This is a genomic window from Lysobacter sp. DMC104 (assembly GCF_056313665.1).
Genome location: NZ_JBQUZW010000002.1, coordinates 115,061 through 139,349, shown reverse-complemented (window position 1 = coordinate 139,349; position 24,289 = coordinate 115,061). Strand labels below are relative to the sequence as shown.

25 protein-coding genes are annotated in these 24,289 nt (G+C 69.8%); 11 read left to right on the top strand and 14 right to left on the bottom strand.

The genetic code is table 11. The annotated features are described in order from the left end of the window. Positions 1–92: 92 nt before the first annotated feature. On the bottom strand, positions 93–689 hold the full coding sequence (gene trmY / locus ACT53R_RS03505; protein WP_476170454.1) for a tRNA (pseudouridine(54)-N(1))-methyltransferase TrmY: 597 nt from the start codon (positions 687–689) through the stop codon (positions 93–95). A 376-nt stretch (positions 690–1,065) separates the two neighbouring features. Between trmY and ACT53R_RS03500 the strand changes: the two genes are divergently transcribed. Continuing rightward, the gene (locus ACT53R_RS03500) at positions 1,066–1,665 is read left to right on the top strand and encodes a hypothetical protein (protein WP_476170453.1); all 600 of its coding nucleotides are present in this window, start codon (positions 1,066–1,068) and stop codon (positions 1,663–1,665) included. Positions 1,666–1,821: 156 nt separating this feature from the next. Further along, on the top strand, positions 1,822–2,370 hold the full coding sequence (locus ACT53R_RS03495; RefSeq protein WP_476170452.1) for a hypothetical protein: 549 nt from the start codon (positions 1,822–1,824) through the stop codon (positions 2,368–2,370). 33 nt (positions 2,371–2,403) lie between these two features. On the opposite strand, the gene ACT53R_RS03490 is transcribed toward ACT53R_RS03495, so the two are convergent. From ACT53R_RS03490 to ACT53R_RS03480, 3 genes are read right to left on the bottom strand one after another with little or no spacing between them, the layout of a single operon-like run. Next, complete coding sequence (locus ACT53R_RS03490) at positions 2,404–2,667, bottom strand: hypothetical protein (protein ID WP_476170451.1); 264 nt, start codon at positions 2,665–2,667, stop codon at positions 2,404–2,406. Next, the gene (locus ACT53R_RS03485) at positions 2,664–4,001 is read right to left on the bottom strand and encodes a TFIIB-type zinc ribbon-containing protein (protein ID WP_476170450.1); all 1,338 of its coding nucleotides are present in this window, start codon (positions 3,999–4,001) and stop codon (positions 2,664–2,666) included. The genes ACT53R_RS03490 and ACT53R_RS03485 overlap by 4 nt, the downstream gene beginning before the upstream one ends. Positions 4,002–4,019: 18 nt before the next feature. Continuing rightward, positions 4,020–5,171 (bottom strand): SPFH domain-containing protein, encoded by a 1,152-nt coding sequence (locus ACT53R_RS03480; protein ID WP_476170449.1) that lies wholly within the window; start codon positions 5,169–5,171, stop codon positions 4,020–4,022. Between the two features lie 223 nt (positions 5,172–5,394). Between ACT53R_RS03480 and ACT53R_RS03475 the strand changes: the two genes are divergently transcribed. Then, a complete protein-coding gene (locus tag ACT53R_RS03475) occupies positions 5,395–6,444 on the top strand; it encodes a hypothetical protein (protein WP_476170448.1) in 1,050 nt (349 codons plus the stop codon). Positions 6,445–6,471: 27 nt separating this feature from the next. On the opposite strand, the gene ACT53R_RS03470 is transcribed toward ACT53R_RS03475, so the two are convergent. The 5 genes from ACT53R_RS03470 to ACT53R_RS03450 form a co-directional block, all read right to left on the bottom strand. Further along, positions 6,472–6,693: a hypothetical protein gene (locus ACT53R_RS03470; RefSeq protein ID WP_476170447.1), complete on the bottom strand. Its 222-nt coding sequence runs from the start codon at positions 6,691–6,693 to the stop codon at positions 6,472–6,474. A 35-nt stretch (positions 6,694–6,728) separates the two neighbouring features. Continuing rightward, the gene (locus ACT53R_RS03465; protein WP_476170446.1) at positions 6,729–6,992 is read right to left on the bottom strand and encodes a hypothetical protein; all 264 of its coding nucleotides are present in this window, start codon (positions 6,990–6,992) and stop codon (positions 6,729–6,731) included. 16 nt (positions 6,993–7,008) lie between these two features. Then, complete coding sequence (locus tag ACT53R_RS03460) at positions 7,009–7,308, bottom strand: YkgJ family cysteine cluster protein (RefSeq protein WP_476170445.1); 300 nt, start codon at positions 7,306–7,308, stop codon at positions 7,009–7,011. Then, entirely contained in the window at positions 7,305–7,970 is a 666-nt protein-coding gene (locus ACT53R_RS03455; RefSeq protein WP_476170444.1) for a class I SAM-dependent methyltransferase, read from the bottom strand. The genes ACT53R_RS03460 and ACT53R_RS03455 overlap by 4 nt, the downstream gene beginning before the upstream one ends. A gap of 208 nt (positions 7,971–8,178) precedes the next feature. Beyond that, a complete protein-coding gene (locus ACT53R_RS03450) occupies positions 8,179–9,201 on the bottom strand; it encodes a TIGR00266 family protein (RefSeq protein WP_476170443.1) in 1,023 nt (340 codons plus the stop codon). 143 nt (positions 9,202–9,344) lie between these two features. Between ACT53R_RS03450 and ACT53R_RS03445 the strand changes: the two genes are divergently transcribed. The 3 genes from ACT53R_RS03445 to ACT53R_RS03435 all read left to right on the top strand — a co-directional run bounded on the left by ACT53R_RS03445 (position 9,345) and on the right by ACT53R_RS03435 (position 13,688). Next, positions 9,345–10,472, top strand: coding sequence for a DUF7832 domain-containing protein (locus ACT53R_RS03445; RefSeq protein ID WP_476170442.1), 1,128 nt, complete (start codon positions 9,345–9,347; stop codon positions 10,470–10,472). 88 nt (positions 10,473–10,560) lie between these two features. After that, positions 10,561–12,606, top strand: a complete 2,046-nt coding sequence (locus ACT53R_RS03440; RefSeq protein ID WP_476170441.1) for a M13 family metallopeptidase — start codon at positions 10,561–10,563, stop codon at positions 12,604–12,606. Between the two features lie 158 nt (positions 12,607–12,764). Further along, positions 12,765–13,688 carry an acyltransferase gene (locus tag ACT53R_RS03435; protein WP_476170729.1) on the top strand — a complete coding sequence of 308 codons (924 nt, stop codon included), beginning with the start codon at positions 12,765–12,767 and terminating at the stop codon, positions 13,686–13,688. 1 nt (position 13,689) lies between these two features. On the opposite strand, the gene ACT53R_RS03430 is transcribed toward ACT53R_RS03435, so the two are convergent. The 5 genes from ACT53R_RS03430 to ACT53R_RS03410 all read right to left on the bottom strand — a co-directional run bounded on the left by ACT53R_RS03430 (position 13,690) and on the right by ACT53R_RS03410 (position 18,542). Next, positions 13,690–14,532 carry a class I SAM-dependent methyltransferase gene (locus ACT53R_RS03430; RefSeq protein ID WP_476170440.1) on the bottom strand — a complete coding sequence of 281 codons (843 nt, stop codon included), beginning with the start codon at positions 14,530–14,532 and terminating at the stop codon, positions 13,690–13,692. Positions 14,533–14,600: 68 nt separating this feature from the next. Next, complete coding sequence (gene phaZ7, locus ACT53R_RS03425) at positions 14,601–15,773, bottom strand: extracellular native short-chain-length polyhydroxyalkanoate depolymerase PhaZ7 (RefSeq protein ID WP_476170439.1); 1,173 nt, start codon at positions 15,771–15,773, stop codon at positions 14,601–14,603. A gap of 136 nt (positions 15,774–15,909) precedes the next feature. Continuing rightward, complete coding sequence (locus ACT53R_RS03420; protein ID WP_476170438.1) at positions 15,910–16,623, bottom strand: hypothetical protein; 714 nt, start codon at positions 16,621–16,623, stop codon at positions 15,910–15,912. Next, entirely contained in the window at positions 16,620–18,131 is a 1,512-nt protein-coding gene (locus ACT53R_RS03415; RefSeq protein WP_476170437.1) for a glycosyltransferase family 9 protein, read from the bottom strand. Before ACT53R_RS03415 ends, ACT53R_RS03420 begins: the two co-directional genes overlap by 4 nt. A 96-nt stretch (positions 18,132–18,227) precedes the next feature. Continuing rightward, positions 18,228–18,542 carry a hypothetical protein gene (locus ACT53R_RS03410; protein ID WP_476170436.1) on the bottom strand — a complete coding sequence of 105 codons (315 nt, stop codon included), beginning with the start codon at positions 18,540–18,542 and terminating at the stop codon, positions 18,228–18,230. A 194-nt stretch (positions 18,543–18,736) separates the two neighbouring features. Here ACT53R_RS03410 and ACT53R_RS03405 point away from each other — a divergent pair, with 194 nt between their 5' ends. From ACT53R_RS03405 to ACT53R_RS03385, 5 genes are all read left to right on the top strand, one after another. Then, positions 18,737–19,657: a M14 family metallopeptidase gene (locus ACT53R_RS03405; protein WP_476170435.1), complete on the top strand. Its 921-nt coding sequence runs from the start codon at positions 18,737–18,739 to the stop codon at positions 19,655–19,657. Positions 19,658–19,812: 155 nt separating this feature from the next. Further along, positions 19,813–20,544, top strand: coding sequence for a hypothetical protein (locus ACT53R_RS03400; RefSeq protein ID WP_476170434.1), 732 nt, complete (start codon positions 19,813–19,815; stop codon positions 20,542–20,544). Between the two features lie 248 nt (positions 20,545–20,792). Beyond that, positions 20,793–22,442, top strand: a complete 1,650-nt coding sequence (locus ACT53R_RS03395; protein ID WP_476170433.1) for a flavin monoamine oxidase family protein — start codon at positions 20,793–20,795, stop codon at positions 22,440–22,442. 87 nt (positions 22,443–22,529) lie between these two features. After that, positions 22,530–23,300: a restriction endonuclease gene (locus ACT53R_RS03390; protein ID WP_476170432.1), complete on the top strand. Its 771-nt coding sequence runs from the start codon at positions 22,530–22,532 to the stop codon at positions 23,298–23,300. Positions 23,301–23,512: 212 nt separating this feature from the next. Next, positions 23,513–24,289: a hypothetical protein gene (locus ACT53R_RS03385; protein ID WP_476170431.1), complete on the top strand. Its 777-nt coding sequence runs from the start codon at positions 23,513–23,515 to the stop codon at positions 24,287–24,289.

The following is a 24,289-nucleotide window of genomic DNA, read 5'->3' as shown; positions in this document are numbered from 1 at the left end:
CGGCACCGGATCACCACGTGAACGGCCCCGAATCGATGTCTGCCCCGACCACACAAAAAATCTGACACACCCCGCTCTCGGTCCGAACTGACTTACCTCCGCTGATCCAGCTCATGATGGATCAGCGTCACGCACTGCGAGGCGAACAGCATGGTCGGTCCGAGTGCGATCAGTTTCGCGCCCATGCGTTCGAGGCCGGGGATGGTCTTCTTCGGCATGGGGATGTGGTCGGTCAGCAGGAAGCAGGGGTTGTCGGCGAACGCCTGTTCGCGGATCGGCGTGCCCTTGCGGTCCATGAGGAACAACTGGTGGTCCGCGGACAGCGCCTGCACCAGTTTCTCGAAGCTGATCGTCTGCACGGTGACGCCGGATTCGACGGGGCGGGTGTCTTCCTTGGCCATGCCGCGCGAGGCGTCCAGTGCCTTGGCGACTTTCGTCAGCAGCGAGCGTTCGTCGAAGCCGCCGATGTCGTGCATGGCGTTGATGTCGAAGCGGACGGTGCGGGAGAAATCGCGGGTGCTTTCCAGCACCAGGTAGACGATGACGTCGGGGCGATGCGACTGCGCCACGAACAGCGCGTTCATCAGCGTGTGCGCGAGGATCTCGGTATGCGCATCCCCGCCCACTGCGGCCCACAATGCCTGGCTGTCGGTGGGGGCGGCGCGAGCCCGGAGTACGAAGGTCCGCATGCGTGTTCCCGCTGTCTGGTCGTGCACGGCACCCGGCGTGCCGCGGGCATTGTCGCGCGGAAGCGGTGCCGGCGGCCATCGGGCGCAGGCCTTGCGGACGCGTCTGCATGCAATCGCCGTGGCGGCGCCGAAGAGGCAGGTGATCCTGACCCTGTCGCGATCCGCCACCTCCGCGCAGCTGGCGGCAGACGGGAGGCCGCATGGCGTGTGGTGTTCCTGCGGCGATGCCCGTGTGACGATGGCTCGGCGAGGTCGCCGTGGCCTCGCAGGGGCGGCTCCTGCGTTCCTGTATCATCGACACCACCGAAGTTGCACCGGCGGCCAAGGGGATCGTGTCGCCAGTACGTGCCCGCTCTTGCCGACAAGGAACAAGGTCATGCCCCGGAACTGGATGTTTGCCGTCGTCGCCTGTGTGTCGTGGCTGGTCTCGGGCACGGCGAGTGCGGAACAGCGTTATTTCGAGTTGACCGGCACGGTGACGCGCAGCGAGAACCCGCGCATCGCGCAAGTCGGGTCCGTCTTCCACGCGACGTTCAACTACGACGATGCCACGGCAGGCAGTTATCCGCAGGACACGGTGGGGTTGTACGAGCTGGACGCCGCGCTCGTGGCCACGGTCGACGGCCATATGCTGCTGAGCGACCGCACGTGGATCACGATCTACTACCAGAATTCGCCGGCCAATCTGTTCGATCTGTACAGCACCCCGGGGCTGATGATCGACCAGCGATTCTTCCCCGAGGCCTTCATGGGGTTCCGTTTGATGGGCAGCGGGCTGCAGGGCCGCGAGCTTCCCGCCAGCTTCGATCTCAGCCAGTTCAACTATGCGGCGGGTGAAGTCATGCTGGACGGGAACAGCACGGTGCTGCTCGAATTCTCGGTCGACACCATCGCCAATCTTTCGTCGCCTCCGCCTCCGCCGTGCCTGAAGCACAACGGCAAGCCCGACAGGCATTGCAAGGACAAGCCGCGCTGACGGAAAGGCCGTGCTGCGCGGAATCGCGATCGAGGCAGGCCGCCGCGGCACACCGGAATGCATGCGGTCGCACCGCCTCGCAAGGTGACCGGGTCCGCAAGCCCGCCTCGCGACATTCGCCTTGCGCCGTTCGCTCCCCTCCGACAAGGATGCCCCATGAGTGTGCTGACCTTTCGCAATCACACGGACTTCGTCGCCCAGTTCGTGGTGTACCGCGGCGAGCAGGTGATCGCGCGCCTCCCGGGCCTTGCGCCTGGCGCGCAGTTGCTGGTGCCCGTCACCGACACCTTTCAGGTCACGGCCACGACGGTGATCGAAGGCAATACCTACACGTCGGCGCCGTTGGACGTGACCGGTGCCGCCGGCTTCATCGCCCAGGTGCGGCAGGTGTCTGCGCAGGGCACCTACGAGTTCGACATGGTCCAGGTGCCGAGTTCGCGTCCCCACGAACTGCAGTTCCAGAAGACGACCCTGAATCCGGTCACCTTCACCGTCTCGCGGAACGGCGTCATGCTGCAGAGCGTGGTCGTCCCGAACAGCTTCGAGATCAGGACGCTGAACATCGCCGACACGTACAGCATCTACGCGATCATCAACGGCATCACGACCGACATGGTCAGGACCACGAATCCCGACGCGACGATCACGGTCGTCGCCGACACCAGCCTCCTGCAGGAGGGTTACTTCACGCTGGAAGTCAGCTGAAGCGACATCCCGGGACGGCCTGCAGACCGTCGATCAGGAGGATTCGTCCCGCAGCCGCTGCACCCGCTGCCGGTACGCCCGCACGTTGTCGCCGTCGATGCGTCGCTCGCGCGTGCCGTTGTTCTCGCCGATCTTGTCGTCGTCGAGGCGTTCGACGGGCTTGGCGTCGATGCGGGTCTCGCGCTCGAAACCGTGCGACTTGTCGGTGTTGCGGTAGTACCGGTACAGGGTCCAGTACAGCGCGGTGGCGCCGGCCGGGCCGGCCAGCAGGATCCAGAGTCCGCCGTCGTCGCTCATTGGGAACCTGCCACGATCGCGATCGCGATGGTTTCGAGGATGGTGCCGACGGTGAGCGCGGCCAGCAGCAGTTTCCACTGCTGCACGGGCACGCTGCCCATGGTTTCGCCGGTTCGGCCGTTGACCGCGATGTAGTGCAGCAGGCCGCCATTGGCGCCGGGCTGGTGGTACGAGTACAGCCACACCGGCAGGTACATCGACACCCAGCGCGTGCCGTGGACTTCGAGGCGTTCCTGCTCCCAGCGCACGCCGCGGTCGTAGCGGCTCACCGACGCTTCGACCTGCGCACGCGCGATCGAAAGCAACTGGTCCTCCAGCCGTGGCTTCAGCTGCTCGACGTTGCTGTTGCGCTTCTCCGAGCTGAAGCCGGCGAGGTAGGACGCGTTCCACTTCACCGCGTTCTTGGTGTCGAACGGCAGGATGGTGTTGATGATGTTGTTGGTGTTGACCCGGGTGTCGAGGTTGCCGCGCTCGGTGGACGATTCCAGCGGCAGGTCGTCGACGGTGAAGTCGACATGGCGCCCGACGCGGTAGACGTCGGCGTCGTAGTACGTCTTCTTGTTGTTGTCGCTGCCGCGGGTGTATTCGCGCGTCTTGATCTCGCCCTCGCCGAAGAGGTCGGCGCTGGCGTTGCCGTCGACGATCATGTACGGCAGGTAGACGCCGACGACGTTCTCCGGCGTGAACTGTTGCTTGAATTCCTTCAGTGCGAACAGCCGCCGCTTGTCGACGAACTGGCGGATGCGCGCGACCGCGTCGTCCTTCTTGATGTGGAAGGGCAGCACGGCGTCGGGCACGGCGCCGTTGGCCACCTGTTCGTTCACGCCGAAGACGTGGCGGCACCAGTGGCAGCGTGCGGTCATCGCGTTCTCGGTGTTGACCGTGACCTCGGCGCCGCAGCCGCTGCACTTGAAGCTCATCATCACCTTGGCGTCGGCGGCGATGTCGCGCGCGCCCGAGGCGACGGCGGTGCCCCTGAGTTGGTCGATGCCGTCACCCAGTCCGAACAGTTCCTCGACCCGCGCGCCGTCCCACTCGTGACGGCAGTAGAGGCAGACCAGCAGGTCGGTGCCGGGCTTGTGGCGGATGTCGGTCGCACCGCACTTGGGGCAGCGGTTCATGCCGTCGGCGAGTTCCGCCGACGCGGTGTCGATCGCGACCGGATCCGGCGCCTCCAGTTCCTTGCGGATCGGGTCGGGCAGGGTGGCCGGGTCGACGGGCAGGGTGCCGGGGAGCGGCGGCACGTCCCGCGGCGACCCCGGGCCGTCGACGCGCGGCGGCAGCGGGGGCGGGGACGGCGGCGGCAGCGGCGGCGGGACGCGCGGGTCGGTCATGGTCGCTGCGCCTGCGGCTTACAGGCCGAGCGCCTTGGCCTTGAGCGCGTCGTAGTCGGACTGGGTGATCAGGCCGAGGTCGAGCATCTCCTTCGCCTTCTTCAGCTTGGCGACCGGGTCATCGACCGCCGGGGCGGGCGGTGCGACCGGCTGCTGCAGGCCGGCGAAGCCGCCGGTCATGCCGGTGGCCATGCCGATGCCCATCAGCCCCGCGGCACCGCCGTTCTCGCCGGCGGACTGGATGCCCTGCGCCACGCTGGCCTGCAGGTTCGAATTGCCGCGCGCGCCGGACAGCGCGTCGGCGCGCTGCACGGTCTTCAGCAGCTCGCGGGTGTTGGCGTCGTACTCGATCGAGACGATGGCGGTCTTGACGATCGCCAGGCCGCGGTCCGACTTCCACTGGTAGCCCTGCTCGACCGCGTCGGACAAGCTCTTCGCGAAGCCGACCGAGTCCTGCTGGATCTTGGTGATGCGGTTGCCCTTGCTCGGGTCGTTCGTGTACAGGCTGAAGGCTGGCGCGAGCGAACCGACGACTTCGTTGAACAACTGGCCGGCGGCCGCGTTGTCGAGGTCGGTGAAGTCGAACACCTTGCCCGGCTGCAGGTAGCTGGCCGGCACGAAGTTCTTCACGAACAGGATCGGGTCGACGATCTTCAGCGTGTACGAGCCGCGCGTGATCGCGCCGACCTGGGTGTTGAGGAAGGCGTCGTCCCAGTAGATCTCGGACTGCGTGCCGAAACGGTTGTCCGGCAGTTCCTTCAGCGAGACGAAGAACGCCGCCTGCTGCGAGCCCGGCTGGCCGCCGAACTTGAAGCGCTCCCAGCTCTGGGTGATGAGCGACGAGACGAGGCCGTCGCCGGCGAAGATCGACTTCGAGTTCAGATCATCCGAGCGCCACTCGTAGCCGCCCGGCTCGGCGACGAACGCCGTGATCTTGCCGTCCTGGAACAGCAGCAGGCCGTAGCCCTCCGGCACGATGATCTTCGAGCCGTTGGTGATGATGTTCGAGGAGCCATGGGTGTTGGACCCGCGCCCGGCATTGGTGCCCTGCGGCACGGCCGCGAACAGCGCCGCCGTCGACGGCAGACCGGCCGGCACCGTGTAGAAGTCCTTCCACTGGTCCGCGAGCGTGCCGCCGACCGCACCCACCACCGCCTGTACGAGACCCATGACCTCTCTCCGCAATTTCTGGCCGGACGACATGTCCGCCGTGCAGCGCACTATAACGGCGGATCCGCGGCGGACGGGACATGTCGATCGTCATGTGGCAGCGGGCGTCGCGTTGGCGCGGACCATGCCGAGCAGTCCGCAGATTGTCCGTCGCGATCGGACGAGGCAGACGGATTGGCGACGGTATCCTGTCGGCTTGCCTGCCGTCGTCCACGGATTCGCCATGATCGCCCGCACGTCCCTGTCGAGGCTGTTGCTCGTGCCCTTGCTGTCGCTCGCCATCGCCGGCTGCGAGTGGCCGAACGGGGCGCCGCCGCGGATGGGACGGACGCCGCCTGCCGATGCGCAGGCCCCGGGTTCGGTCGCGTTGCCGAAGCCGATGCCGACCAAGCCCTTCGACGACGGTGCGCCGCGCGATGAGCTGCCGGCGACGAGCGTCTGCGGCTTCCCGGCGCTGCCGGCGGATGTGCACGTGTATGCCGCGGGGGCGTATGGCGGCGCCGAGACGTCGTTGCAGATCGACCAGAGCGGGCACGAGGCGACGACGATCCGCGTGGCGGTGAACAAGCCGGGAGAGTCCGTCGCGCTGCTGCTGGGTGCGTACGAGCCGACGGTCTGGAGCGTGGGCTGGTCGCCGCAGACGCGGATCGTCGCGGTGCTGGTCTCGGGCTACCACGCGCAGCAGGTGTCCGGCGTGCCGGCGAACGTGCCGACGATCGTCAGCACCTACGACAACCGCGGCGCCTGCGGTTACGCCTACGTCGGCGACGACACGGCGGGCGCGATCGAGGCGCTGTCGCAGCGGGCGTTCGGTCGCGCGCCGGATGCCATTTTCACCGCGCACGACGGGCGCGTGCTGCTCGGCAATGCGGCGGCCGAGGCATCGCTCGTCACCGATGCCTCGGCGCGCGATGCCGCGAGCTTCGCGCTGAAGGATGCGCCGCTTGCCGGCGATGCCGGCCTGGAAGCGGCGGTGCGGGCGGGCGTGCTGCGTCCGGCCACCGAGGCGGACGTGCAGGCGTGGCGCGAGGCGCGGCGGCGCCGTGCGCCGGAGGGGCGCGCCGACGACGCGCCGCGCGTGGCCGCGGCGCCGGGCCGGGCGTTCGTCGTGCTGAAGCCGTTCCGCATCCCGGCCGGGCTGTACGGCGCGCACCTCGCTGCGTTCTACGTGGCCGACGGCGTGCCGCTGCCGACCGGCAATCCCGGCCATTCGGTGATCTACGACATGAACACCGGGCGCTGCCTCGGTGCGATCTGCGACCTGGGCCGATAGCGCGCGTCGCGCGCTGCGGCGGGGGCGTCACTCGGCGGCGGGTTTGCGCAGGTGGACGCGCGGGGCGGCGACCGCGGGATCGGCGGGCGCACTCGGTGCCACCGGCGCGGCATCCGGGGTGGCATCGGCATCGCCGGCGTTGGCGCCGGCCGCACGCGCTTCGCGGCGGCGCGCGTCCTTGGCTTCCTGTTTCTTTTTCTTGGCCAGCTCGCGCTGGCGTTTCTCGAACGAATAGTTGGGTGTGGCCAAGACGGGCTCCTGTCTGGAAATGAAGGGAAAGGTGTTCAGCGACGGCGCTTGCCGGCCGGCGTCGGCGCGGCGGGCGGGGGCTCGCCTTCGATGCGCGTCAGCGTGCGCGTCACGCCCAGCACCTCGATGCGACCGCCGGCGCGGCGGAAGGCGGCCAGGTCCTCGGCGATGCGTTCGCTGGTGAGTTCGGACTTGCGGCCGTTGCGATCGGCGGGCTTCTGCGATGTGAACAGATGCCGGGTGGCGGACGGCGACGCCGTCGACGTGGCGGGAGGGGCGGGCGCTTTGGCGCGGGGCATGTCGATGCTCCGGTGGTCAGTAGAGTTCGAGGGGAATGCCGCGCGCCAGGCGATCCGCATGGTCGCTGCGGACCGACTTGCAGTAAGGCCCGGCCTCGACGAAGCGGCGGCACACGTCGGGGCGCGTCTCGTAGATCGAGCACAGGCCGTTCGCGGCATCCACCGCCACGCACCAGCCGTCCTCGTCGCGCGCCATCACGTGCAGTCCGGCGGCGGTGTGGGTGGTCAGGTGGCGGGGGACGCGGTCTTCCGGTTGCAGCACCACGGTCAGGCGGCAGCAGACGGCATCGCAGTTGCGGCAGGACACGAGGCTCATGACAGCGCCCTCGCCTCGCGGCGGTAGTGCAGCAGCCGGCCGCGCTTCACCCGGTCGTCGTCGTCCATGGCGCAGCGTTCTTCGTCGACGGTGAATCCCTGCGCGTCGAGGCGCCGCGTGAACGCCGTGCTCTGGCCGCGGCCGGGATCGGTGATCAGCACTTCGCAGGCCGGGCGCGCGTGGCGCTCGACCACGCGGGACAGCAGGTCGGCATGGTCGCGCTCGTACAGCACGTCGCTGGCGATGATCATGTCGAACTCGCCCAGCGTCGGCAGCGGCTGGTCCCAGCGCAATTGCCGGTAATGCAGCGCGGGCAGCGCATTCAGCGCAGCGTTGTAGGCGAGGAAGGATTCGGCCAGCGGATGGACGTCGGAAGCGACGATCTCCGCGCCGCGCCGTTGCAGGACGAGGCTGGCCAGGCCGATGCCGCAGCCGAGTTCGAGCACGCGCTTGCCGGCGATGTCGGCAAGCGACATCGCCTGGGCGAGGAGGCGTTCGGATGGCCACAGTTGGCCGAACAGGCTCCACTGGGCGGACGAAATGCCGAGCCGGGCGCCGTGGCCGTCGGGATCGGCGAATTGCTGGCGGTCGCTCAGGACCCGCAGGCGATAGGCGTGTCCGCCGATCGAAACGGTGAGATTGCGGGTGGCGAAGCCGGGCAAGGCGCTCCCCTTGAGGCGTCGCCCGGTGTCCGGGCGATGGCGCGTGAACGGGAGCGAGGCGGCGACGGAGGTCGCGCGGAACGCGCACTGCAGGGCTTTGCCTGCCGCGGGATGATAGCAGGCCCGCGGCAGGCCATGTCGGAAACCGGGCGAAACCGCCGGAAACGGGCCGCGCAGGCCCGTCCGGTGCGGAACCCGTCGTTCAGAATCAGAACCCGTTGTCGCCGTCGAGCAGGCGGCCCAGGCCGCCCAGCACCGAGCCTTCGTCGCGGCCGCCGCCGCGCTGCGGGGCCGCGGCCAGCATGCGGCCGGCCATGCGCGAGAACGGCAGCGACTGCAGCCACACCTTGCCCGGGCCGGTCAGCGTGGCCAGGAACATGCCTTCGCCGCCGAACAGCATGCTCTTGATGCCGCCGACCGCGCGCACGTCCATGTTCACGGTGTCGTGGAAGGCCATGACGCAGCCGGTGTCGACGTCCAGGCGCTCGCCTGCGCGCAGTTCGCGCTCGATCACGGTGCCGCCGGCGTGCACGAACACCCAGCCGTCGCCTTCCAGCTTCTGCATGATGAAGCCTTCGCCGCCGAACAGGCCGGTGAGGATCTTGCGCTGGAAATGGATGCCGACCTGCACGCCGCGCGCGCCGGCGAGGAAGCTGTCCTTCTGGCAGATCAGGCGGCCGTTGTGCTCGTCCAGCTTCATCGCCAGCACGGTGCCCGGGTAGGGTGCCGCGAACGCCACGTGCGCCTTGCCGGTGCCGGTGTGCGTGTAGACCGTGGTGAACAGGCTCTCGCCGGTGACGACGCGCTTGCCGGCGGCCATCAGCTTGTCGAGGAACCCGCCGCCCTGGCCGGAATGCGAGCCGTTGCCGAAGACGGTGTTCATCTCGACGTCGGCGTGCTTGTACATCAGCGCGCCGGCTTCGGCGATCGCGCTTTCGCCGGGGTCGAGTTCCACTTCGACGAACTGCATGTCGTTGCCGACGATGCGGTAGTCGATGTCGTCGTTGCGCATCGCGCCGCGCGCGCCGGCCGCGGTCGGCAGGGGCGGCGGCAGCGGGGCCTGCGGGCCGGTTGCGCGCAGTTCGTCGACTTCGCCCACCGGACGCCATGCGGTGAAGCCCTCGCGCCAGCACAGCGTGGTCGGATGCTGCCGTGCGTACGCCTGCGCGGCGGCGTCGTCGAGCGGGCCGATGCGGTCGCCGCCGGCGGCGTGGAAATACCAGTGGTTCATCGTGCGATCCTCGGTGGGGTGGAATGGCGCACACGCTAGCAGGCGCCACCGCCTGCGGCCCGTGCCGCCGGTCACGACGCGTCCCGGCGGTGGCCGCCTGGACGCCTGCCTATACTCTGCGGCCCGCCGAACCGCCGCCCGCGATGAAATACGACGACGCCGAGTACTACTTCCTCGAGTTCGAGACCGACCTGCCCAACGAGCACGGCGGCCGCCACATCGGCCTGTTCCTGGCGTGGGCGATCCTGCGCGGGCTGGCAGGCGACACTTTTGCCGAGGACGCCGACGCGCTGCGGGCCGGCACGACGACCGGGCTCGATCTGCTGTTCGACCGCTGCGATGGCAAACTGCTCGACGACGACCTCAACGAGGAAGGCAACGCGTTCGCCGCTGCCTGCTACGAGCGCTTCGTGCTCAAGGATTTCATCGAGGCGATGAACTGCGCGCCGGATGCTTCCGTCGATGCCATCTTCGGTGCCGACCTCACGCCGCAGCGGCATGCGCGCGTGCTGTGGCAACTGGACCGGCGCTACGCCGAGTGGCGCCGGGGCTTCGGTTTCCCGCCCCGCAGCGAGGTGCTGGAGCGGCTCGTCGCCGCGTTGCAGCCTGTCTTCGAGGCCGCGCGCTTCCCGCGCGTGGCGCCGAGTGTCTGGAGCCAGATCGCCGACGTCGCGACCTTCGAGCGCAAGGTCGGCGATGCCGTGCAGTCCATGAATCTGTACGCGGTCGACGATCCCGAGTGGTTCCACGGCTTGCGCCTGGAATGCACGCTGCACCTGTCGGCGCTGTACGACGCCATCCTGCGCGAGAAGACCGAAGACCAGGGCGTCGTCACCTCGCTGCAGAGTTCGGCCGAAGTCCCGTTCGCGCGGCTCGCCGAGGGCTGGACGGGGGCGGTGCAGGACTATCGCCGCGACCAGACGGGCTTCTGGCTCTTCCGCGAGGACGATCTCGCACCGCTGCTGGCCTGGCTGGCCGCGCGCGTGAAGACCTTCGTGCTGCCGCTGCTCCGCGGCCTGGACGGCATCGACGGGCTGGCGCTGGCCCACGGCACCCGGCCGATGTCGGCGTCGCCGCTGTTCCTGCCGCACGATCCCTATCCCGCGCTGCTGGCCGCCGAGATGGCGAAGCATCCGCGCCTGCGCGGCATGCTCGACGAGACCGAAGCCGCGATCCTCGCCATTGCGCCGCGTGCACGCAGTCGCGACCAGGACGGCGCGCTGGCGTTGATCCCGCGCCTCCGCGACCGTGCGCGCGGCTGGATGCCCTGAGCCCCGCGCCCGCGCGCATGACCTCCGGCGCTTGCCTCGCGCGCGTGCGGCCGGCACAGTCCCCGGCCTCTCCCTGCGCGAGACGCCCATGATCCCGTCGTTTGCCCCGTTCCGCATCGCCTTGCTCTCCGCCGCGCTGGCGTTTGCCTCCGGCACCGCCTTCGCTGCCGACGCGCCGCAGGATTTCCTCGCCGCGCACATCGACACCTCGGTCGATCCGGGCGTGGACTTCTTCCAGTACGCGAACGGCGCGTGGCTGAAGGCGCACCCGATCCCGGCGTCGGAGTCGTCGTGGGGCATCGGCAACGAGGTCGACGAGGAACTGTACGCGCGGCTGCGCACCATCAGCGAGACCGCGGCGACGGCGCAGGCCGCGGCCGGCAGCGACCAGCAGAAGATCGGCGACTTCTGGTCGATGGCGATGGATACCGCGCGCGCCGACCGGCTCGGCATCGCCCCGCTGCGCGGCGAACTGGCGCGCATCGATGCGATCAAGACCCCGGCCGGCGTGATCGACGCTGCGTTCGACTACAAGGCGATCGGCGTGCCCAGCCTGTTCCGCTTCTACGTCGCGCAGGACGACAAGGACAGCGCGACGATGGCGGCGCAGCTGAACCAGGGCGGCCTGGGCCTCCCCGAGCGCGACTTCTACTTCAACAAGGAAGCCGGCGTCGCGAAGATTCGCGCCGAGTACGTGGCCCACATCGCGCGCACCTTCGAGCTGCTCGGTCGCAAGCCCGCGGACGCGAAGGCGGCGGCGCAGCGGGTGATGGCGTTCGAGACCGCGCTGGCGAAGGCCTCGCGCAAGCTCGAGGAGCTGCGCGACCCGGAGAAGAACTACAACAAGCTCACGCCGGCCGAGTTCACCACGAAGTACACGCCGTCGATCGACTGGACGGCGCGGCTGGCGGCGTGGGGCCTGCATCCGTCGTACCTGCTGGTGGGCCAGCCGGAATTCTTCGCGGCCGAGGAACGCCTCGTGCACGCGACGCCGGTGTCCACGCTGAAGGATTACTTGCGCTACCACCTCGCCGACAGCTACGCGCCGTACCTGTCGACCGCGTTCGACGCCGAACACTTCCGTTTCCACGGCAAGGCGATGTCGGGCCAGCAGGAACAGCGCCCGCGCTGGAAACGCGTGGTCGACGAGGAGAACGATGCGCTGGGCATGGTGCTGGGCCGCATCTTCGTGAAGGACTATTTCCCGGAGGCGTCGAAGCGCCGCTACACGGCGATGGTCGAGGCGATCCGCGACACCTTCCATGACCGCATCCAGCGCCTGGACTGGATGAGCGACGCCACCAAGGCGAAGGCGCTGGCGAAGCTGGCCTCGGTCACGCCGAAGGTCGGCTATCCCGACACCTGGAAGGACTATTCGACGCTGCAGATCGGTCGCGAGTCCTACGCGGCCAACGTGATGGCGGCGGCGCGCTGGCAGTTCCAGGACAACCTGTCGAAGTTCGGCAAGCCGGTCGATCGCACCGAATGGGGCATGACCCCGCAGACCTACAACGCCTACTACAACCCGTCGAACAACGAGATCGTGTTGCCGGCGGCGATCCTGATGATCCCGGGCACCACCGATGCGCAGGTGGACGATGCGGTCGCCTACGGCTACGTCGCCGCCAGCACCATCGGCCACGAGATCACCCACGGCTTCGACGACCAGGGCCGCCAGTACGACCAGCAGGGCAACCTGTCCGGCTGGTGGTCGAAGGAAGACGAGGACCGCTTCAACGCCGCCGCGCAGAAGATGGTCGCGCAGTTCGACGCCTACGAGCCGCTGCCGGGGCTGCACATCAACGGCAAGGCCAGTCTGGGCGAGAACATCGCCGACTACGGCGGCGTGCTGCTGGGGCTGGAAGCGTTCCAGAAGACCGAGCAGTACCGCAAGGGCGAGAAGATCGGTGGCCTCACCCCGACCCAGCGCTACTTCCTGGGCTATGCGCTGGGCTGGATGTCGCAGCAGCGCGAGCAGGTGCTGCGCACCCGCCTGCTGTCGGACGTGCACGCCCCGGCGAAGTGGCGCGTGCTGGCGCCGATGTCGAACATCCCGGAGTTCTACGAGGCCTTCGGCGTCAAGCCGGGCCAGCCGATGTGGCGCAAGCCGGAAGACCGGGTGAAGATCTGGTGATGTCCGCCGGACGGGGCGGCCGCTGCGCCGTCCCGCCCGCCGCCGGGCCCGCGGGTGTGACCGGGGCCCGGATTGCGACGATCGGGGTGCTGTTGCCGCCATCGTCCGCGTAGGACAATGGCCCGCCCTGTTTCGGCTGTCGACGACCGGTGTCCCTGATGCTCTGGCTGCGCGTGGTTCCGATCCTGCTGCTCATCGCGGCGAACACCATGCTGCACGTCCCGCCGCTGATGGTGGTGGCGGTGTTCAAGGCGCTGCTGCCGTTCGACAGGGTCAGGCTGGCCTGCAATCCCGTCCTGACCGGACTGGCAGCGAGCTGGATCGCGGTCAACAGCGCGATGATCGACCGCTTCACCCGCACCCGGTTCCACGTCGAGGAATCGGCGTCGCCGCGCATCGACGGTCATTACCTGGTGCTGGCCAATCACCAGAGCTGGGTCGACATCCTCGTCCTGCAGAAACACTTCAACCGGCGCATCCCGCTGCTGCGCTTCTTCCTGAAGCGGCAGCTGTTCTGGGTGCCGATGCTGGGGCTGGCGTGGTGGGCGCTGGATTTCCCGTTCATGGGCCGCTACACCAAGAAGCAGATCGCGAAGCGCCCGGAACTCGGCCATCGCGACCGCGAGGCCACCCGCCACGCCTGCGAGAAATTCCGTGCCATCCCGGTGTCGGTGATGAACTTCGTCGAGGGCACCCGGTTCACGCCCGAGAAGCATGCGCGGCAGCTGTCGCCGTACCGCCACCTGCTGAAGCCGAAGTCCGGCGGCGTGGCGTTCGTGATCGACGCCATGGGCGACAGTTTGCACTCGGTGCTCGATGTCACCATCGTCTATCCCGGCGGCCGGCCGACGATGCTCGACCTGATGGGCGACCGCATCCCCGATGTGTACGTGACGGTGCGCGAACGGCCGATCCCGGCGGCGCTGGTCGGCGGCAACTACCAGGAAGACGCGGCCTACCGGGTGCAGTTCCAGCGCTGGCTCAACGGGATCTGGCAGGACAAGGACGCGGAGATCGCGCGCCTGCTGGGCGAACCCGAGGTGACGCCGGCGCCCGTGGCCGACGCCGCGACCGCGGATTGAGTCAGCGGCGGACGCCGAGCACGCCGTCGAGCGCCAGTTCGGTCCGGAACCCGGCCTTATCCAGCCGCTTCGCGACTTCGCGCGGCACGTCGCGGCCGCTGGTCAGCGCGTTGGGCGTGCCGGTGTAGTGGAACAGCCGCGCATCGCGCCGCGCCACGCGCGCGAGCTGGTCGTAGAACACCTGCGAATACAGTTCGCCGGCGATGCCGAAGCGCGGCGGATCGTGCAGCAGGGCGTCGAACCCGGCGTCGGGCAGTTGCGCGATCGCCTGCGACACGTCGCCGTGCGTCAGCGACAGGCGGCCGTCGTGTTCCGGCGCCTCAGGATCGGGCGACCACGGGTTGAGCGTGCGCAGCCACAGCACGTCGGCGTTCTTCTCGAACGAGACGATGCGCGCGGCACCCGCCTCCAGCGCGCAGGCGGCGAAATAGCCGAGGCCGCCGCAGGTGTCGAGCACCGCGCGGCCCTGCGGCCGCACCAGCGCGACCTTGCGCCGCGCGTCCTCGACCGGCGAGGTCTTCGCCGTGGGCAGCATCTTGATGCCGTCGATCTCGAACGTCGGTGCGCCCCAGTCGGTGGGCACGAGTTTGATCAGCCCGCCGGAGAAGCGCGACGCGGGGACGAAGTCCTCGCCGTCCCAGACGTGGATCGTGCGGTCCTTCAGCTTGCCGGGCCACGGGTAGCGCACGTCGCGCCAGGTCCAGCCGTCGGCGTCGAGCCGTGCGTCGCCGGTGCTGCGGCCGAGGTCGAGCGAACCGGTCCAGACCGCGGCGCCGGCGTCGCGCGCGGCGACCAGCGCCTCGGCGAGCGCGCGGGTGAGCAGGGGGCCGGCGTACTTCGGCACGGGGACGTTCCGCGGGAGGGGCGGGCAGGATACCCGTCGCGCCTCCCGCGTGTCGCCCGGAAGCGGGGTCAGCGGTTGAACGCGGGCCCGTTCACGCCGACGTAGCCGTTGGCGCAGCCGGTGGTGCAGGTGGTGGCCAGCATGTTGTAGGCGATGCGGCCGGCGTTGGTCTTCGAGCGGAAATGGCCGACGCCGTTGCTGGTGTCGCCGCCGCCGGCGTTGTACGGGCTGCCGTCGTTCCAGTTCCAGTCGTAGGCATAGGCGCTGCTGCCGGTGCCGATGTCGACCTGCGCCTTCACGTTCGTGGTCGCGTTGAACAGGGCGCCGTTGTTGCATCCGCCGGAATAGCTGGTGGTGAAGCAGTGGACCTGGTCGTACAGGCCGGCGGTGATGGTGTAGAAGCTGATCGACGGATACGCCGTCGGCATCGCGCGCAGGCTGTCGCTGCCGCTGCCGGTCCAGCGGTTGTAGCCGTAGAAGGTCACGCCGGTGCTGGGGTAGTAGCCGAACGTGTAGTAGTTGTACGGATACACGTAGGCTTCGGCGTTGCACGTCGGTGCCAGCGCCGACTGGTAGCCGGTCGAATAGCAGGTGTTCAGCCCGCGCAGGCCGCCGCCGATGTTGACGAAGCGGCGCACGCTGCCCTGGATGCCGTAGTACTTGACCGTCGCCAGCGCCATGCTCGACCCCATCGAGTGGGCGACGATGTCGACCTGGCTGCGGCCGGTGTAGGCCTTCACTGCGTCGATGAAGGTCTTGAGGATCTGGTACTTCGTCGGGCTGTGGTAGTTGTTCTGCGGCGATCCGCGCTCGCTCGACGAGAGATACGTGATGCCGAACAGTTCGCAGTCGCTGTAGCCGCGCGCCTTGAACTCGTCGTACATCGAATTGGCCGGCGTGGTGTAGCCGCTCACCGCGCCCGGCGGCATGTCGAAGCTGATCGCGCTGTCGCCGTTGCCGGGGATGAACACCACCGGCGTGCGCGTGGCGGTGCAGCCGGAGGCGCCGCCGAAGCCGCCGCTGCCGACGCCCGGGTTGAAGCCGCCGGCGTACTGGGTGGCGGTGCCGGTGCAGGTGAAACCGTTGTTGGTGCCGCAGTCCAGCGCCTGCGCGCGGCCGGGCAACAAGAGTGCGGTGGCGCCGACCATCGGCAGGGCCATGGCCAGCAGCGCGGACGCGGCGGCGGAGGCGAACGTGGGAGCAAGCGATCTGCTTGCGAACTTCGACGTGCTGCGCGACATGGGTATCCTCCCCGCTGGGTCGGTACGACGACGATGAAGACCGATCCGCCCGATGGTGATCCGCCATCCCGTCCCGGCCTATTGCCCGAAAGGGCATGACGCGGCGCAGCATGCGCGTTCCGTGACGCGCGGCAGGTCAGCGTGCGGCGGCGATCGCTTCGAGGCGTTCGATGCGTGCTGCCAGGTCGCGCCACAGCGGCGTCCGGCGGCGCGCCAGCACGTCGGACGCGTGCGCCTGGAAGCCGGCATCGCCGAATGCCGGCAGCGGCGACGGCAGGTCGGCGTCGGGGTACAGCCGACCGAGCGCGACGGCCAGTGCGTCGGGCGCGTTCACCAGCGTGTCGAAATCGAGGTCGACCGCCTGCGCCACGCCGTCGAGCGCGTCGCGGGCGCGCAGCAGCCCCGACAGCAGCCGATCGGTGTCGTCGTCGCCGGCCATGGCGGCGCGCGCGGGGTAATGCCAGCCGGCGCGCAGCATCGACCACGCCACGTCGGCCACCGGGCGTCGCAGGTGCAGCACGCGCAGGCCGCGTGCGCGGGGCTGCGCCAGCCAGTGCGCGCACACGAACGGCTGCACCACGTCCTTGCAGGCCTGCCCGTGCGGCTGCACCACATCGTCGAGGAAGTGCGACCACAGCTCGAAGCGCACCACCTTGTCCGGCGTGGTGAAGCGGTCGCCGTCGTCCTCGCGTGCGAGCATGCGCCAGCGACCGACGTTGAGGATTTCGCCGGCGCTGGTCCATGCCGGCGCGGACAGGCCGAGCGCTGCCTGCGCCCACGCGTGGACCTGGCACGACAGCGACCGCGGCAGCGCGATCACGAACAGCGAGGGCAGCGGCTCCGGACTCATGCGCCGTGTCTTGCGGCGGCGAGCGACGCGAGATCGCCGGCGATCGCCGCCAGCGGCGCGGTCCAGTCGCCGGGCGCTTGTTGCCGGTAGAGCCGCATCGACGGATACCACGGGGAATCGCTGCGACCCCACTGCCAGCGCCAGTCGCAGGGCGTGGACAGCAGCGTCCACACCGGATGCCCGAGTGCGCCGCACAGGTGCGCCATCGCGGTGTCGACGGTGATGACCAGGTCGAGTGCGCGCACGATCGTCGCGGTCTGCGCGAAATCGCCGAGCACGGGCGAGAGATCGACGATCGGCCAGTCCTGCGCGCGCGCCGCTTCGGCGCCGGCCACGCCGAATTGCAGGCCGTAGAGCGCGATGCCCGGCACGGACGACAGCGCGCGGAACAGCGCCAGCGGGCAGTCGCGTCGCGGCGCGCTCGGATGATCGGGGCGGCTGGCATGCACCAGTCCGACCCGCAGCGTGCCGGGGGGCGTGCCGAGCAATGCGACGGCGGCGTCGGTCGCTGCATGCGGAGCGGAGAGATACGGCGCCGGCGGAATGTCCGGCATGCGCGCACGCAGCGCGTGCGGCAGGCTGAGCAGCGGGATCTGCACGTCGAAGCCGACCGGCACCTCGCCTTCGTCGACGAAGCGTTCGACCACGCCCAGCGTGGCGATCAGCGCTCGCAGCACGGGCGGTGCCTGCAGCCACACGCGACCACCGGCGGCGACGATGCCGGGCAGGTAGCGGCAGAACTGCAGCTGGTCGCCGAGGCCCTGCTCCAGCCACACCATCACGATGCGGCCGTCGAGCGGTTCGCCGTCCCAGATCGGCGCCTGCGTGCCGGGGAACGACGGCACCGCGCCGCCGCAGCCGAAGCGCCAGGCGTACTCGCGCCAGCCCTCGGCGAAATCGCCGTGTTCGAGCAGGGCTTCGGCCAATGCCGAACGCAGCGTGGCGTCCTCCGGTGCGTGGCGGGCGGCTTCGCGCAACGTCGATACCGCGTCGGCGACCTGTCCGTGATCGCGCTGCGAACGGGCGAGATTGAGTGCCGGTCCCGGCCAGCGCGGGTCGGCGGCGATGGCGCGGCGGAAGACGTTGCGGGCGGCGTCGGGCGATGCAGGGGCGAGCAGGCAGCCCAGCCGGTTCAGCGCCGGCGCCCAGTCATCGCGCAGCGCCACGGCGCGGCGGGCAGCGTCGAGCGCCGCGTCCGCGTCGCCGATGCGGCAGAGCAAGCCGGAGAGTCGATACCAGCCTTCGGCCGAGGCCGGCGCGGCGTGCAGAAAGGTGTGCAGCGTGGTGACCGCCTCGGGCCAGGCGCCGGCCGCTTCGCGCAGGTCGGTCATCGCCGACGCCAGCGGCCAGTGTGCGGGCAGGGCGTGCAGCGCCGGCGCCAACGAGTCGATGGCGTCGTGCAATCGCCCCGCGCGCGCCAGCATCGCGGCATCGTGCAGCGCTTGCGCGGGATCGATCGCGCACGCGTCGGGCGCGGCGTCGGCGGGCGACTTGGCGGGAAAGGACATCGGCAGTCGGTCCGGGAGTGGCGGCGGTGGCGGAAACGGAACGGCCGATGTCGCCGGCCGTTCCGTCGGCCCGGTCGCAGCCGGGCGTGCGTGGACTTACTTCTGGTTCTCGAACACGAAGGTCTTCGGGCCGTTCGGGCCGACCGGGAACGCCATCCAGAACGTGACCAGCGCGTCGTTGCTGTCGACCAGGACCGGGGCCGCCTGGTACGACTGGTTCACGTAGCCCAGGGTGACCTTGTACGGGCCGGCGCCGGTCGCGGTGGCGTCGATCGACTGGTAATGGCCCGCACTGACCTGTCCGCTCAGCGTGCCCTTCGAGCCGCTGACGCTGTAGGCGATGTCGCGCAGGTTGAACTCGATCAGCTGATTGGACGTGACCGTCGCGTCCGCGAGCGAATTGATGATCATCGAACTCTCCTTGTTGATCCGGATTCCGGGGAAAACGGGGTGCGCAATCCGGAATCACCCCCCGGGCCGATCATAAGCGCCGTGGATGGCGCACGCCGGGGGCCCTGACAGAACTGACAGGTATGCGCGATCAGCCTCGCGACGACGCGCATCGCACTACACTCTGCGTCCCGACCGCAGCCGGACGACACGCCATGACCGACGCCTTTCCCGCCATCGGCACGCCCGGCCAGCCCTGGGGCGTGGCGGAAGTCGCCGAATGGCGCTCGCGCCAGCGCCGTCGCCGCCGCTACGCCGACGACGTGCTGGCCGTGATCGATCGCCTGCGCGATCGTTTCGACGTGCTGGCCTACGGCGAGATCGACGGCGCGCCGGAAGGCCGCCATCCGCTGTTCGCGCTGCGCAGCCGTGATTGGCGCGACGATCGGCCGCACGTCCTGGTCACCGGCGGCGTGCACGGCTACGAAACCAGCGGCGTCCACGGTGCGCTGCGTTTCCTCGATCGCCATGCGGCCGCGTATGCCGATCGCGTGAACCTGCTCGTGGTCCCGTGCGTCAGCCCGTGGGCCTACGAACACGTCCAGCGCTGGAACGCGGACGCGGTCGATCCCAACCGCTCGTTCCGCGAGGACAGCCCGGCGCCGGAGTCGGCCGCACTGATGCGTCTGGTCGCGCCGTGGCGTGCTCGTTTCGCGCTGCACATCGACCTGCACGAGACCACCGATTCGGACGAATCCGAATTCCGCCCCGCGCTGGCCGCCCGCGACGGCAAACCGTTCGAGCCCGGCACGATCCCCGACGGCTTCTACCTGGTCGACGACACCGAAGCGCCGCAGCCGGATTTCCAGGCCGCGGTGATCGCCGCCGTCGCGCAGGTCACGCATATCGCGCCGGCGGACGAACGGGGCGAGATCATCGGCTCGCCGGTGGTGGCGCCGGGCGTGATCCGCTATCCGCTGCGCGCACTCGGCCTGTGCGCCGGCCTGACCGATGCGCCGTACCGCACCACGACCGAGGTCTACCCCGACAGCCCGCGCGCCACGCCCGAGCAGTGCGACGCCGCGCAGGCCGCGGCGGTGTGTGCAGCGATCGACTACGTGCTGGCGCACCCCTGATCGGGCGCGCCGTGCCGCCCGTCTGAACCGTGTTGGACCATCGTCGCGGGGTGTGACGGCGCGCCTTGACCGGTTGCCGGTGGCCCCGTAGGGTCCGCGGCATTCGGCGCGACCCCCCGCGCCGGGCGAGGACGTCCCTTCGCTCAGGAGAGCCCATGCGCGTGGAGCGCCGCTTCTTTCCGGACAGGACCCGCATCCTGTTCTTCGATCTCGAGTACTACGTCCCGGCGCCGGATCGCGCCCGGAACACCCGCAGCGGCATGCGCTTCTCGCCGCACCTCGCCGACCACAGGTTGCTGGGCGGCGCCTTCCTGACCTACCTGCCGATGCTCGACCGGGTGACCCGGCGCAGCGAGTTCTGGGTGTGGTCGCACGACGACGAGGCCGCGATGCTGCGCGCGATGACCGCGCACCTGCAGGCCGAGTGGAAGCCCTACGCCGACGCGCGCCAGGAAGGGTCGCCGATCCTCGCCGGCATCGGCATCGGCCACAGCGACGTGCCCTGCCTCGCGGCGCGCATCGCGCAGCACGGCGTGCTGGATGCGGTGCAGGCCCACGACCTGCTGTACGGCTGCCGCCAGATCGATCTGGGGGTGGCCAGTTTCGGCCAGTTCGCGCTGAACCAGCCGTATTTCGCCTACCCGAAGACCAAGCGCCAGCTCTACGAGAAGTACGTCGACGGCAAGCGCATCGATCCCGGCCGGTCGGTCTGGGACCTCTACGACCGCGGCGACCACGCGGCGATCGAGGCTCGCTGCCGCGAGGAGGTCGAGGACGCGCTGCTGATCTACCGGGCGATGTGCGAGACCAAGCACCAGACCGATGCCGCGCTGAAGCGCCTGAAACAACTGCGCAAGCGCTTTGCCGACGAGCTGGCGCCGGCCTGAGCCGGGCACGGGCCGGGCTTCCGGCGCAAGCGGAGGCGGCCCCGTCGATCTGGCGGACGTCCGCGGCGGCACCATCGACGCCGGTTATGGCACACTGCCCCGCAGGGCTCGCGCGCCGGGGGAACTGCGCCGCGGGCAGGGGATACGACGGACGGTCCATGGACGGGTGTCGCCGCGAGGCGACCCGGCCTTCGCCATGGCCGATCACTTTCAAGACATCCGGGGGGAACCACATGAGCGGAAGTTCGATGATGGCGCGTCTGCAGCGCCTGGCACGCCTGGCGGCGCATTGCGAAGCCACGGGCGCGAGTGCGCAGGAAGCGATCGAGCATCTCGACGGTCCGCGCGACGCCGGTCGCCGTCGCTTCACGACCGGCGCGATGGCCGGTGCGGTGGCCGCGGCCACCGGCGCCGGGGCGATGAGCCCGATGGCCATGGCCGGCGCGGCGAAGCTGCGCAAGGCGCTGGTGTCGGGCGGCGGCGGGGTCGCGGTGGTCGGCGCCGGCATCGCCGGCCTGAGCTGCGCCTACGAGCTGGGCCGCAACGGCGTCGCTGCCCAGGTCTACGAGGCCTCGGGCCGCGTCGGTGGTCGCTGCTTCAGCCTGCGCGGCGCGTTCGCCGGCCAGGTCGCCGAGCGCGGCGCCGAGTTCATCGGCAGCGCGCACCACACCATGCTGGGCTACGCCCGCGAGTTCGGCCTGCAGCTCGAAGATTTCTCGATGCTGCCGGGCTCCACCCGCTACCACTTCGACGGCCGCGTCTATTCCGAGGCGCAGGTGGTCGACGAATTCCGCGGCTTCGTCGGCGCGATGCGCGAGGACCTCGCGCTGATCGGCACGCCCACCGCCGAGCGCCACAACGTCGCCGACGAAACCTTCGATCTGATGAGTCTCGACGACTACCTCACCCTCAACGGCGCCGGCGGCCTGCTGCGCAAGGTCATCGGCGCGGCCTACGCCGCCGAATACGGCGCCGGCATCGACGAACTCAGCGCGATCGGCTTCCTGCGCTTCCTGCACGGCGACAAGCGCGGCAAGTTCGCGCAGGTCGGCGCGTTCGGCGGCGACGGCTTCCACGTCGTCGACGGCAACGACCGCATCGCCACCGAACTGGCCGCGCGCCTGCCGTCGCCGGTGCAGACCGGCCATCGCCTGGTCGCGGTGAGCAAGCTCGCCGGCGGCCGCGTGCGCCTGACCTTCGACGCCAACGGCCGCACCTTCCAGCGCGACCACGACGTCGTGGTGCTGGCGCTGCCCTTCAGCGTGCTGCGCGACGTGCAGATCGACGCCAGCGTCGGCCTGCCGGACTGGAAGCGCTTCGCGATCCAGCAGTCGGCGATGGGCGACAGCGCCAAGCTGATGGTCGGCTTCAACCAGCCGTACTGGTACGTGAAGCACGGCACCAACGGCACGACCTACAGCGATCGTTCGCGCGTGCAGGCCACGTGGGAGACCAATCCGTACAACGGCAGCGACAAGCGCGCGGTGCTGACCGGCCTGATCGGCGGCGCGGCGGCGCGCAGTTTCGATCCGCGCAACCTGCGTGCCGAGACCTCGCGCTTCCTGACCGAACTCGAGACGGTGATGCCCGGCGCGTTCCAGGCGGTGCAGCGCGGCGCCAGCGGCGATCCGGTGTCGTTCGCGCAGCACTGGTCGAACAACCCGTACAGCAAGGGCGCGTACACCTGCCACCGCCCGGGCTACTTCACGATGATCGCCCACAACGAAGCCAAGGCCGTCGACAACGTGCTGTTCGCCGGCGACCACACCAGCAGCTTCTACGAGTGGCAGGGCTTCATGGAAGGTGCGGCGCTGTCCGGCCTGCGCGCCGCGGCCGAGACGCTGTCGCTGTCGCAGAGCCGCAGCTTCTTCGCCCGCGCGATGCGGGCGATGGCCTGATCGCGGAACCCGCGTGACGTCGCCCGCCGATCTCGGCGGGCGGCACGCTCCCGCTACGCGACGCACGATGCAGCCAGGGAGGCCGGCATGTCGCGATTGAAGAACGTCCGCACACGTCACGACGACGCGCTCAGCCGGATCGGCTGGGACGAATTCGAACGCGTGCTCGCCGCGTACTACCGCGATGTCGGCTGGTGGGTCGAGCACGTCGGCACCGGTGGCACGGGCGCGACGTTCGACGGCGGCGTCGACCTGCGCCTGCGCCGCGACGCGCAGGTGGTGCTGGTGCAATGCAAGCACTGGAACGCGAAGCAGGTGACGCACAACGCGGTGCACGAGCTGCTCGGCATCCTCGTCACCCAAGGCGCGACCGGCGCGATCCTGATCACCAGCGGCGAATTCACCGATGCGGCGATCGCCGCGGCGCAGCGCACCGACAAGCTGAAACTGATCGACGGCCGCGGCGTGCGCGACATGCTCGGCGACGATGCGTTCGCGCCGGCGGAGCCCGCGCCGCCGCCACAACTGCGCCGCACCGCGCCGCCTGCGCGCAGGAACGACGGCCTGCGCCTGCTGCTGCTCGGCATCGCGCTGCTGTGCGCGATCGGCTTCGTGCTGGTGGTGCGCGAAATGCTGGCGCGCACTGCGTCGACCGCGGGTGTGCCGCCGGAGCAGCCTGCGCCGGTGGTATCCACCGTCACTCTGCCAACGTCATCACCGCCATCCGCGCAGCCGGCGCCCGCAGTCTTGCCGCAGGCCGACGTCCCGGCGCCACCGACTGCAGACGAAATCCGCGAATCGCGGCGCAAGGCCGACGAGGCGGTGCGGACGATCGAGGATTCCACGCCGGAAATGTGAATCGCGCGCGCATGGTGTGCGCAACGGGCATGCGATGCGCACGCGGGCGATCGTGCGCGCCGTGCGCGATGCCGCGCGCGATCACCCGTCGTTCACCGATCTGTACCGGACGACGCCCGGACTGAACGCCTGCGCTGCCTGCGGCGGTGCATCGCGCGGTGCTTTCGATACTGGACGCCCGCGCCACGGCGCGCCTGCACGTCCGGTGTCCCATGCATCCGTCCTCCATCGCCACGCATCTCTACGTCGACGATCGCGAACCTGCGTCTTCCTCGTTCCGTGCGGCTGCGGCCGTCCCGGTTTCCGAACGCCACTGGGGCGACCGCGCGCTCATCGTGGCCGAGCGCCGGTTGCTGCCGCCGCGTGCGCGTCCGCTGTCGCGCGCGGCGCAGCGCGGACAAGGCGGCCTGTGGTTCCGCACCGCCGCGGTCTTCATGGTGTCGTTGTCGGCGGGCCTGCTCGGCCTCAACGCCTTCCTGCTGTTCAATGCGCCGACGAGCGAAGCGGCCAGCATCGCGTCCGACGGCGGACATGGCCCGACCGCCGTCGCGTTGCCCGCGCCGATTGCGCCCGCGCAGGGGTATGTCGCGGATGCCGCCGGCGTGGGGCGCGTGATCATCCCCGAGTCGCTTCCGGTCGCCACGTTGACCACCGATGCCTACGTGATGACCGGCAACGGCGTGCAGGCGTCGTATCCGCGTGAACGCAGCGCGCCCTCGCCGATGCCGTCGGACGCGGCTTCGGATGGCAGGCTCGCACCGCTTTCCGCGCCCGTGCCGCTGAATGCGTCCGCGATCGCGGATCCGGTGTCGCTTGCCGAGTCGCGGCGCAATGCCGACGAGGCCATGCGGGTGATCGCCGCGAGCACGCCGTCGGTGCATCGCACGCAGGCACTCGATCCCGCCCTTGTCGACGACGGCGGCACGGAACCGGCGGAGCCGGCGCGCGGCGAACCCGGCGTCTGGTACGGCGATGCTGGCGAGCAGTGA

Excerpts from the sequence above, each read along its gene's own strand:
- trmY (WP_476170454.1), bottom strand. The coding sequence starts at position 689 with ATGCGGACCTTCGTACTCCGGGCTCGCGCCGCCCCCACCGACAGCCAG.
- ACT53R_RS03500 (WP_476170453.1), top strand. The coding sequence starts at position 1,066 with ATGCCCCGGAACTGGATGTTTGCCGTCGTCGCCTGTGTGTCGTGGCTG.
- ACT53R_RS03495 (WP_476170452.1), top strand. The coding sequence starts at position 1,822 with ATGAGTGTGCTGACCTTTCGCAATCACACGGACTTCGTCGCCCAGTTC.
- ACT53R_RS03490 (WP_476170451.1), bottom strand. The coding sequence starts at position 2,667 with ATGAGCGACGACGGCGGACTCTGGATCCTGCTGGCCGGCCCGGCCGGC.
- ACT53R_RS03485 (WP_476170450.1), bottom strand. The coding sequence starts at position 4,001 with ATGACCGACCCGCGCGTCCCGCCGCCGCTGCCGCCGCCGTCCCCGCCC.
- ACT53R_RS03480 (WP_476170449.1), bottom strand. The coding sequence starts at position 5,171 with ATGGGTCTCGTACAGGCGGTGGTGGGTGCGGTCGGCGGCACGCTCGCG.
- ACT53R_RS03475 (WP_476170448.1), top strand. The coding sequence starts at position 5,395 with ATGATCGCCCGCACGTCCCTGTCGAGGCTGTTGCTCGTGCCCTTGCTG.
- ACT53R_RS03465 (WP_476170446.1), bottom strand. The coding sequence starts at position 6,992 with ATGCCCCGCGCCAAAGCGCCCGCCCCTCCCGCCACGTCGACGGCGTCG.
- ACT53R_RS03460 (WP_476170445.1), bottom strand. The coding sequence starts at position 7,308 with ATGAGCCTCGTGTCCTGCCGCAACTGCGATGCCGTCTGCTGCCGCCTG.
- ACT53R_RS03450 (WP_476170443.1), bottom strand. The coding sequence starts at position 9,201 with ATGAACCACTGGTATTTCCACGCCGCCGGCGGCGACCGCATCGGCCCG.
- ACT53R_RS03445 (WP_476170442.1), top strand. The coding sequence starts at position 9,345 with ATGAAATACGACGACGCCGAGTACTACTTCCTCGAGTTCGAGACCGAC.
- ACT53R_RS03440 (WP_476170441.1), top strand. The coding sequence starts at position 10,561 with ATGATCCCGTCGTTTGCCCCGTTCCGCATCGCCTTGCTCTCCGCCGCG.
- ACT53R_RS03435 (WP_476170729.1), top strand. The coding sequence starts at position 12,765 with ATGCTCTGGCTGCGCGTGGTTCCGATCCTGCTGCTCATCGCGGCGAAC.
- phaZ7 (WP_476170439.1), bottom strand. The coding sequence starts at position 15,773 with ATGTCGCGCAGCACGTCGAAGTTCGCAAGCAGATCGCTTGCTCCCACG.
- ACT53R_RS03420 (WP_476170438.1), bottom strand. The coding sequence starts at position 16,623 with ATGAGTCCGGAGCCGCTGCCCTCGCTGTTCGTGATCGCGCTGCCGCGG.
- ACT53R_RS03415 (WP_476170437.1), bottom strand. The coding sequence starts at position 18,131 with ATGTCCTTTCCCGCCAAGTCGCCCGCCGACGCCGCGCCCGACGCGTGC.
- ACT53R_RS03410 (WP_476170436.1), bottom strand. The coding sequence starts at position 18,542 with ATGATCATCAATTCGCTCGCGGACGCGACGGTCACGTCCAATCAGCTG.
- ACT53R_RS03405 (WP_476170435.1), top strand. The coding sequence starts at position 18,737 with ATGACCGACGCCTTTCCCGCCATCGGCACGCCCGGCCAGCCCTGGGGC.
- ACT53R_RS03400 (WP_476170434.1), top strand. The coding sequence starts at position 19,813 with ATGCGCGTGGAGCGCCGCTTCTTTCCGGACAGGACCCGCATCCTGTTC.
- ACT53R_RS03395 (WP_476170433.1), top strand. The coding sequence starts at position 20,793 with ATGATGGCGCGTCTGCAGCGCCTGGCACGCCTGGCGGCGCATTGCGAA.
- ACT53R_RS03390 (WP_476170432.1), top strand. The coding sequence starts at position 22,530 with ATGTCGCGATTGAAGAACGTCCGCACACGTCACGACGACGCGCTCAGC.
- ACT53R_RS03385 (WP_476170431.1), top strand. The coding sequence starts at position 23,513 with ATGCATCCGTCCTCCATCGCCACGCATCTCTACGTCGACGATCGCGAA.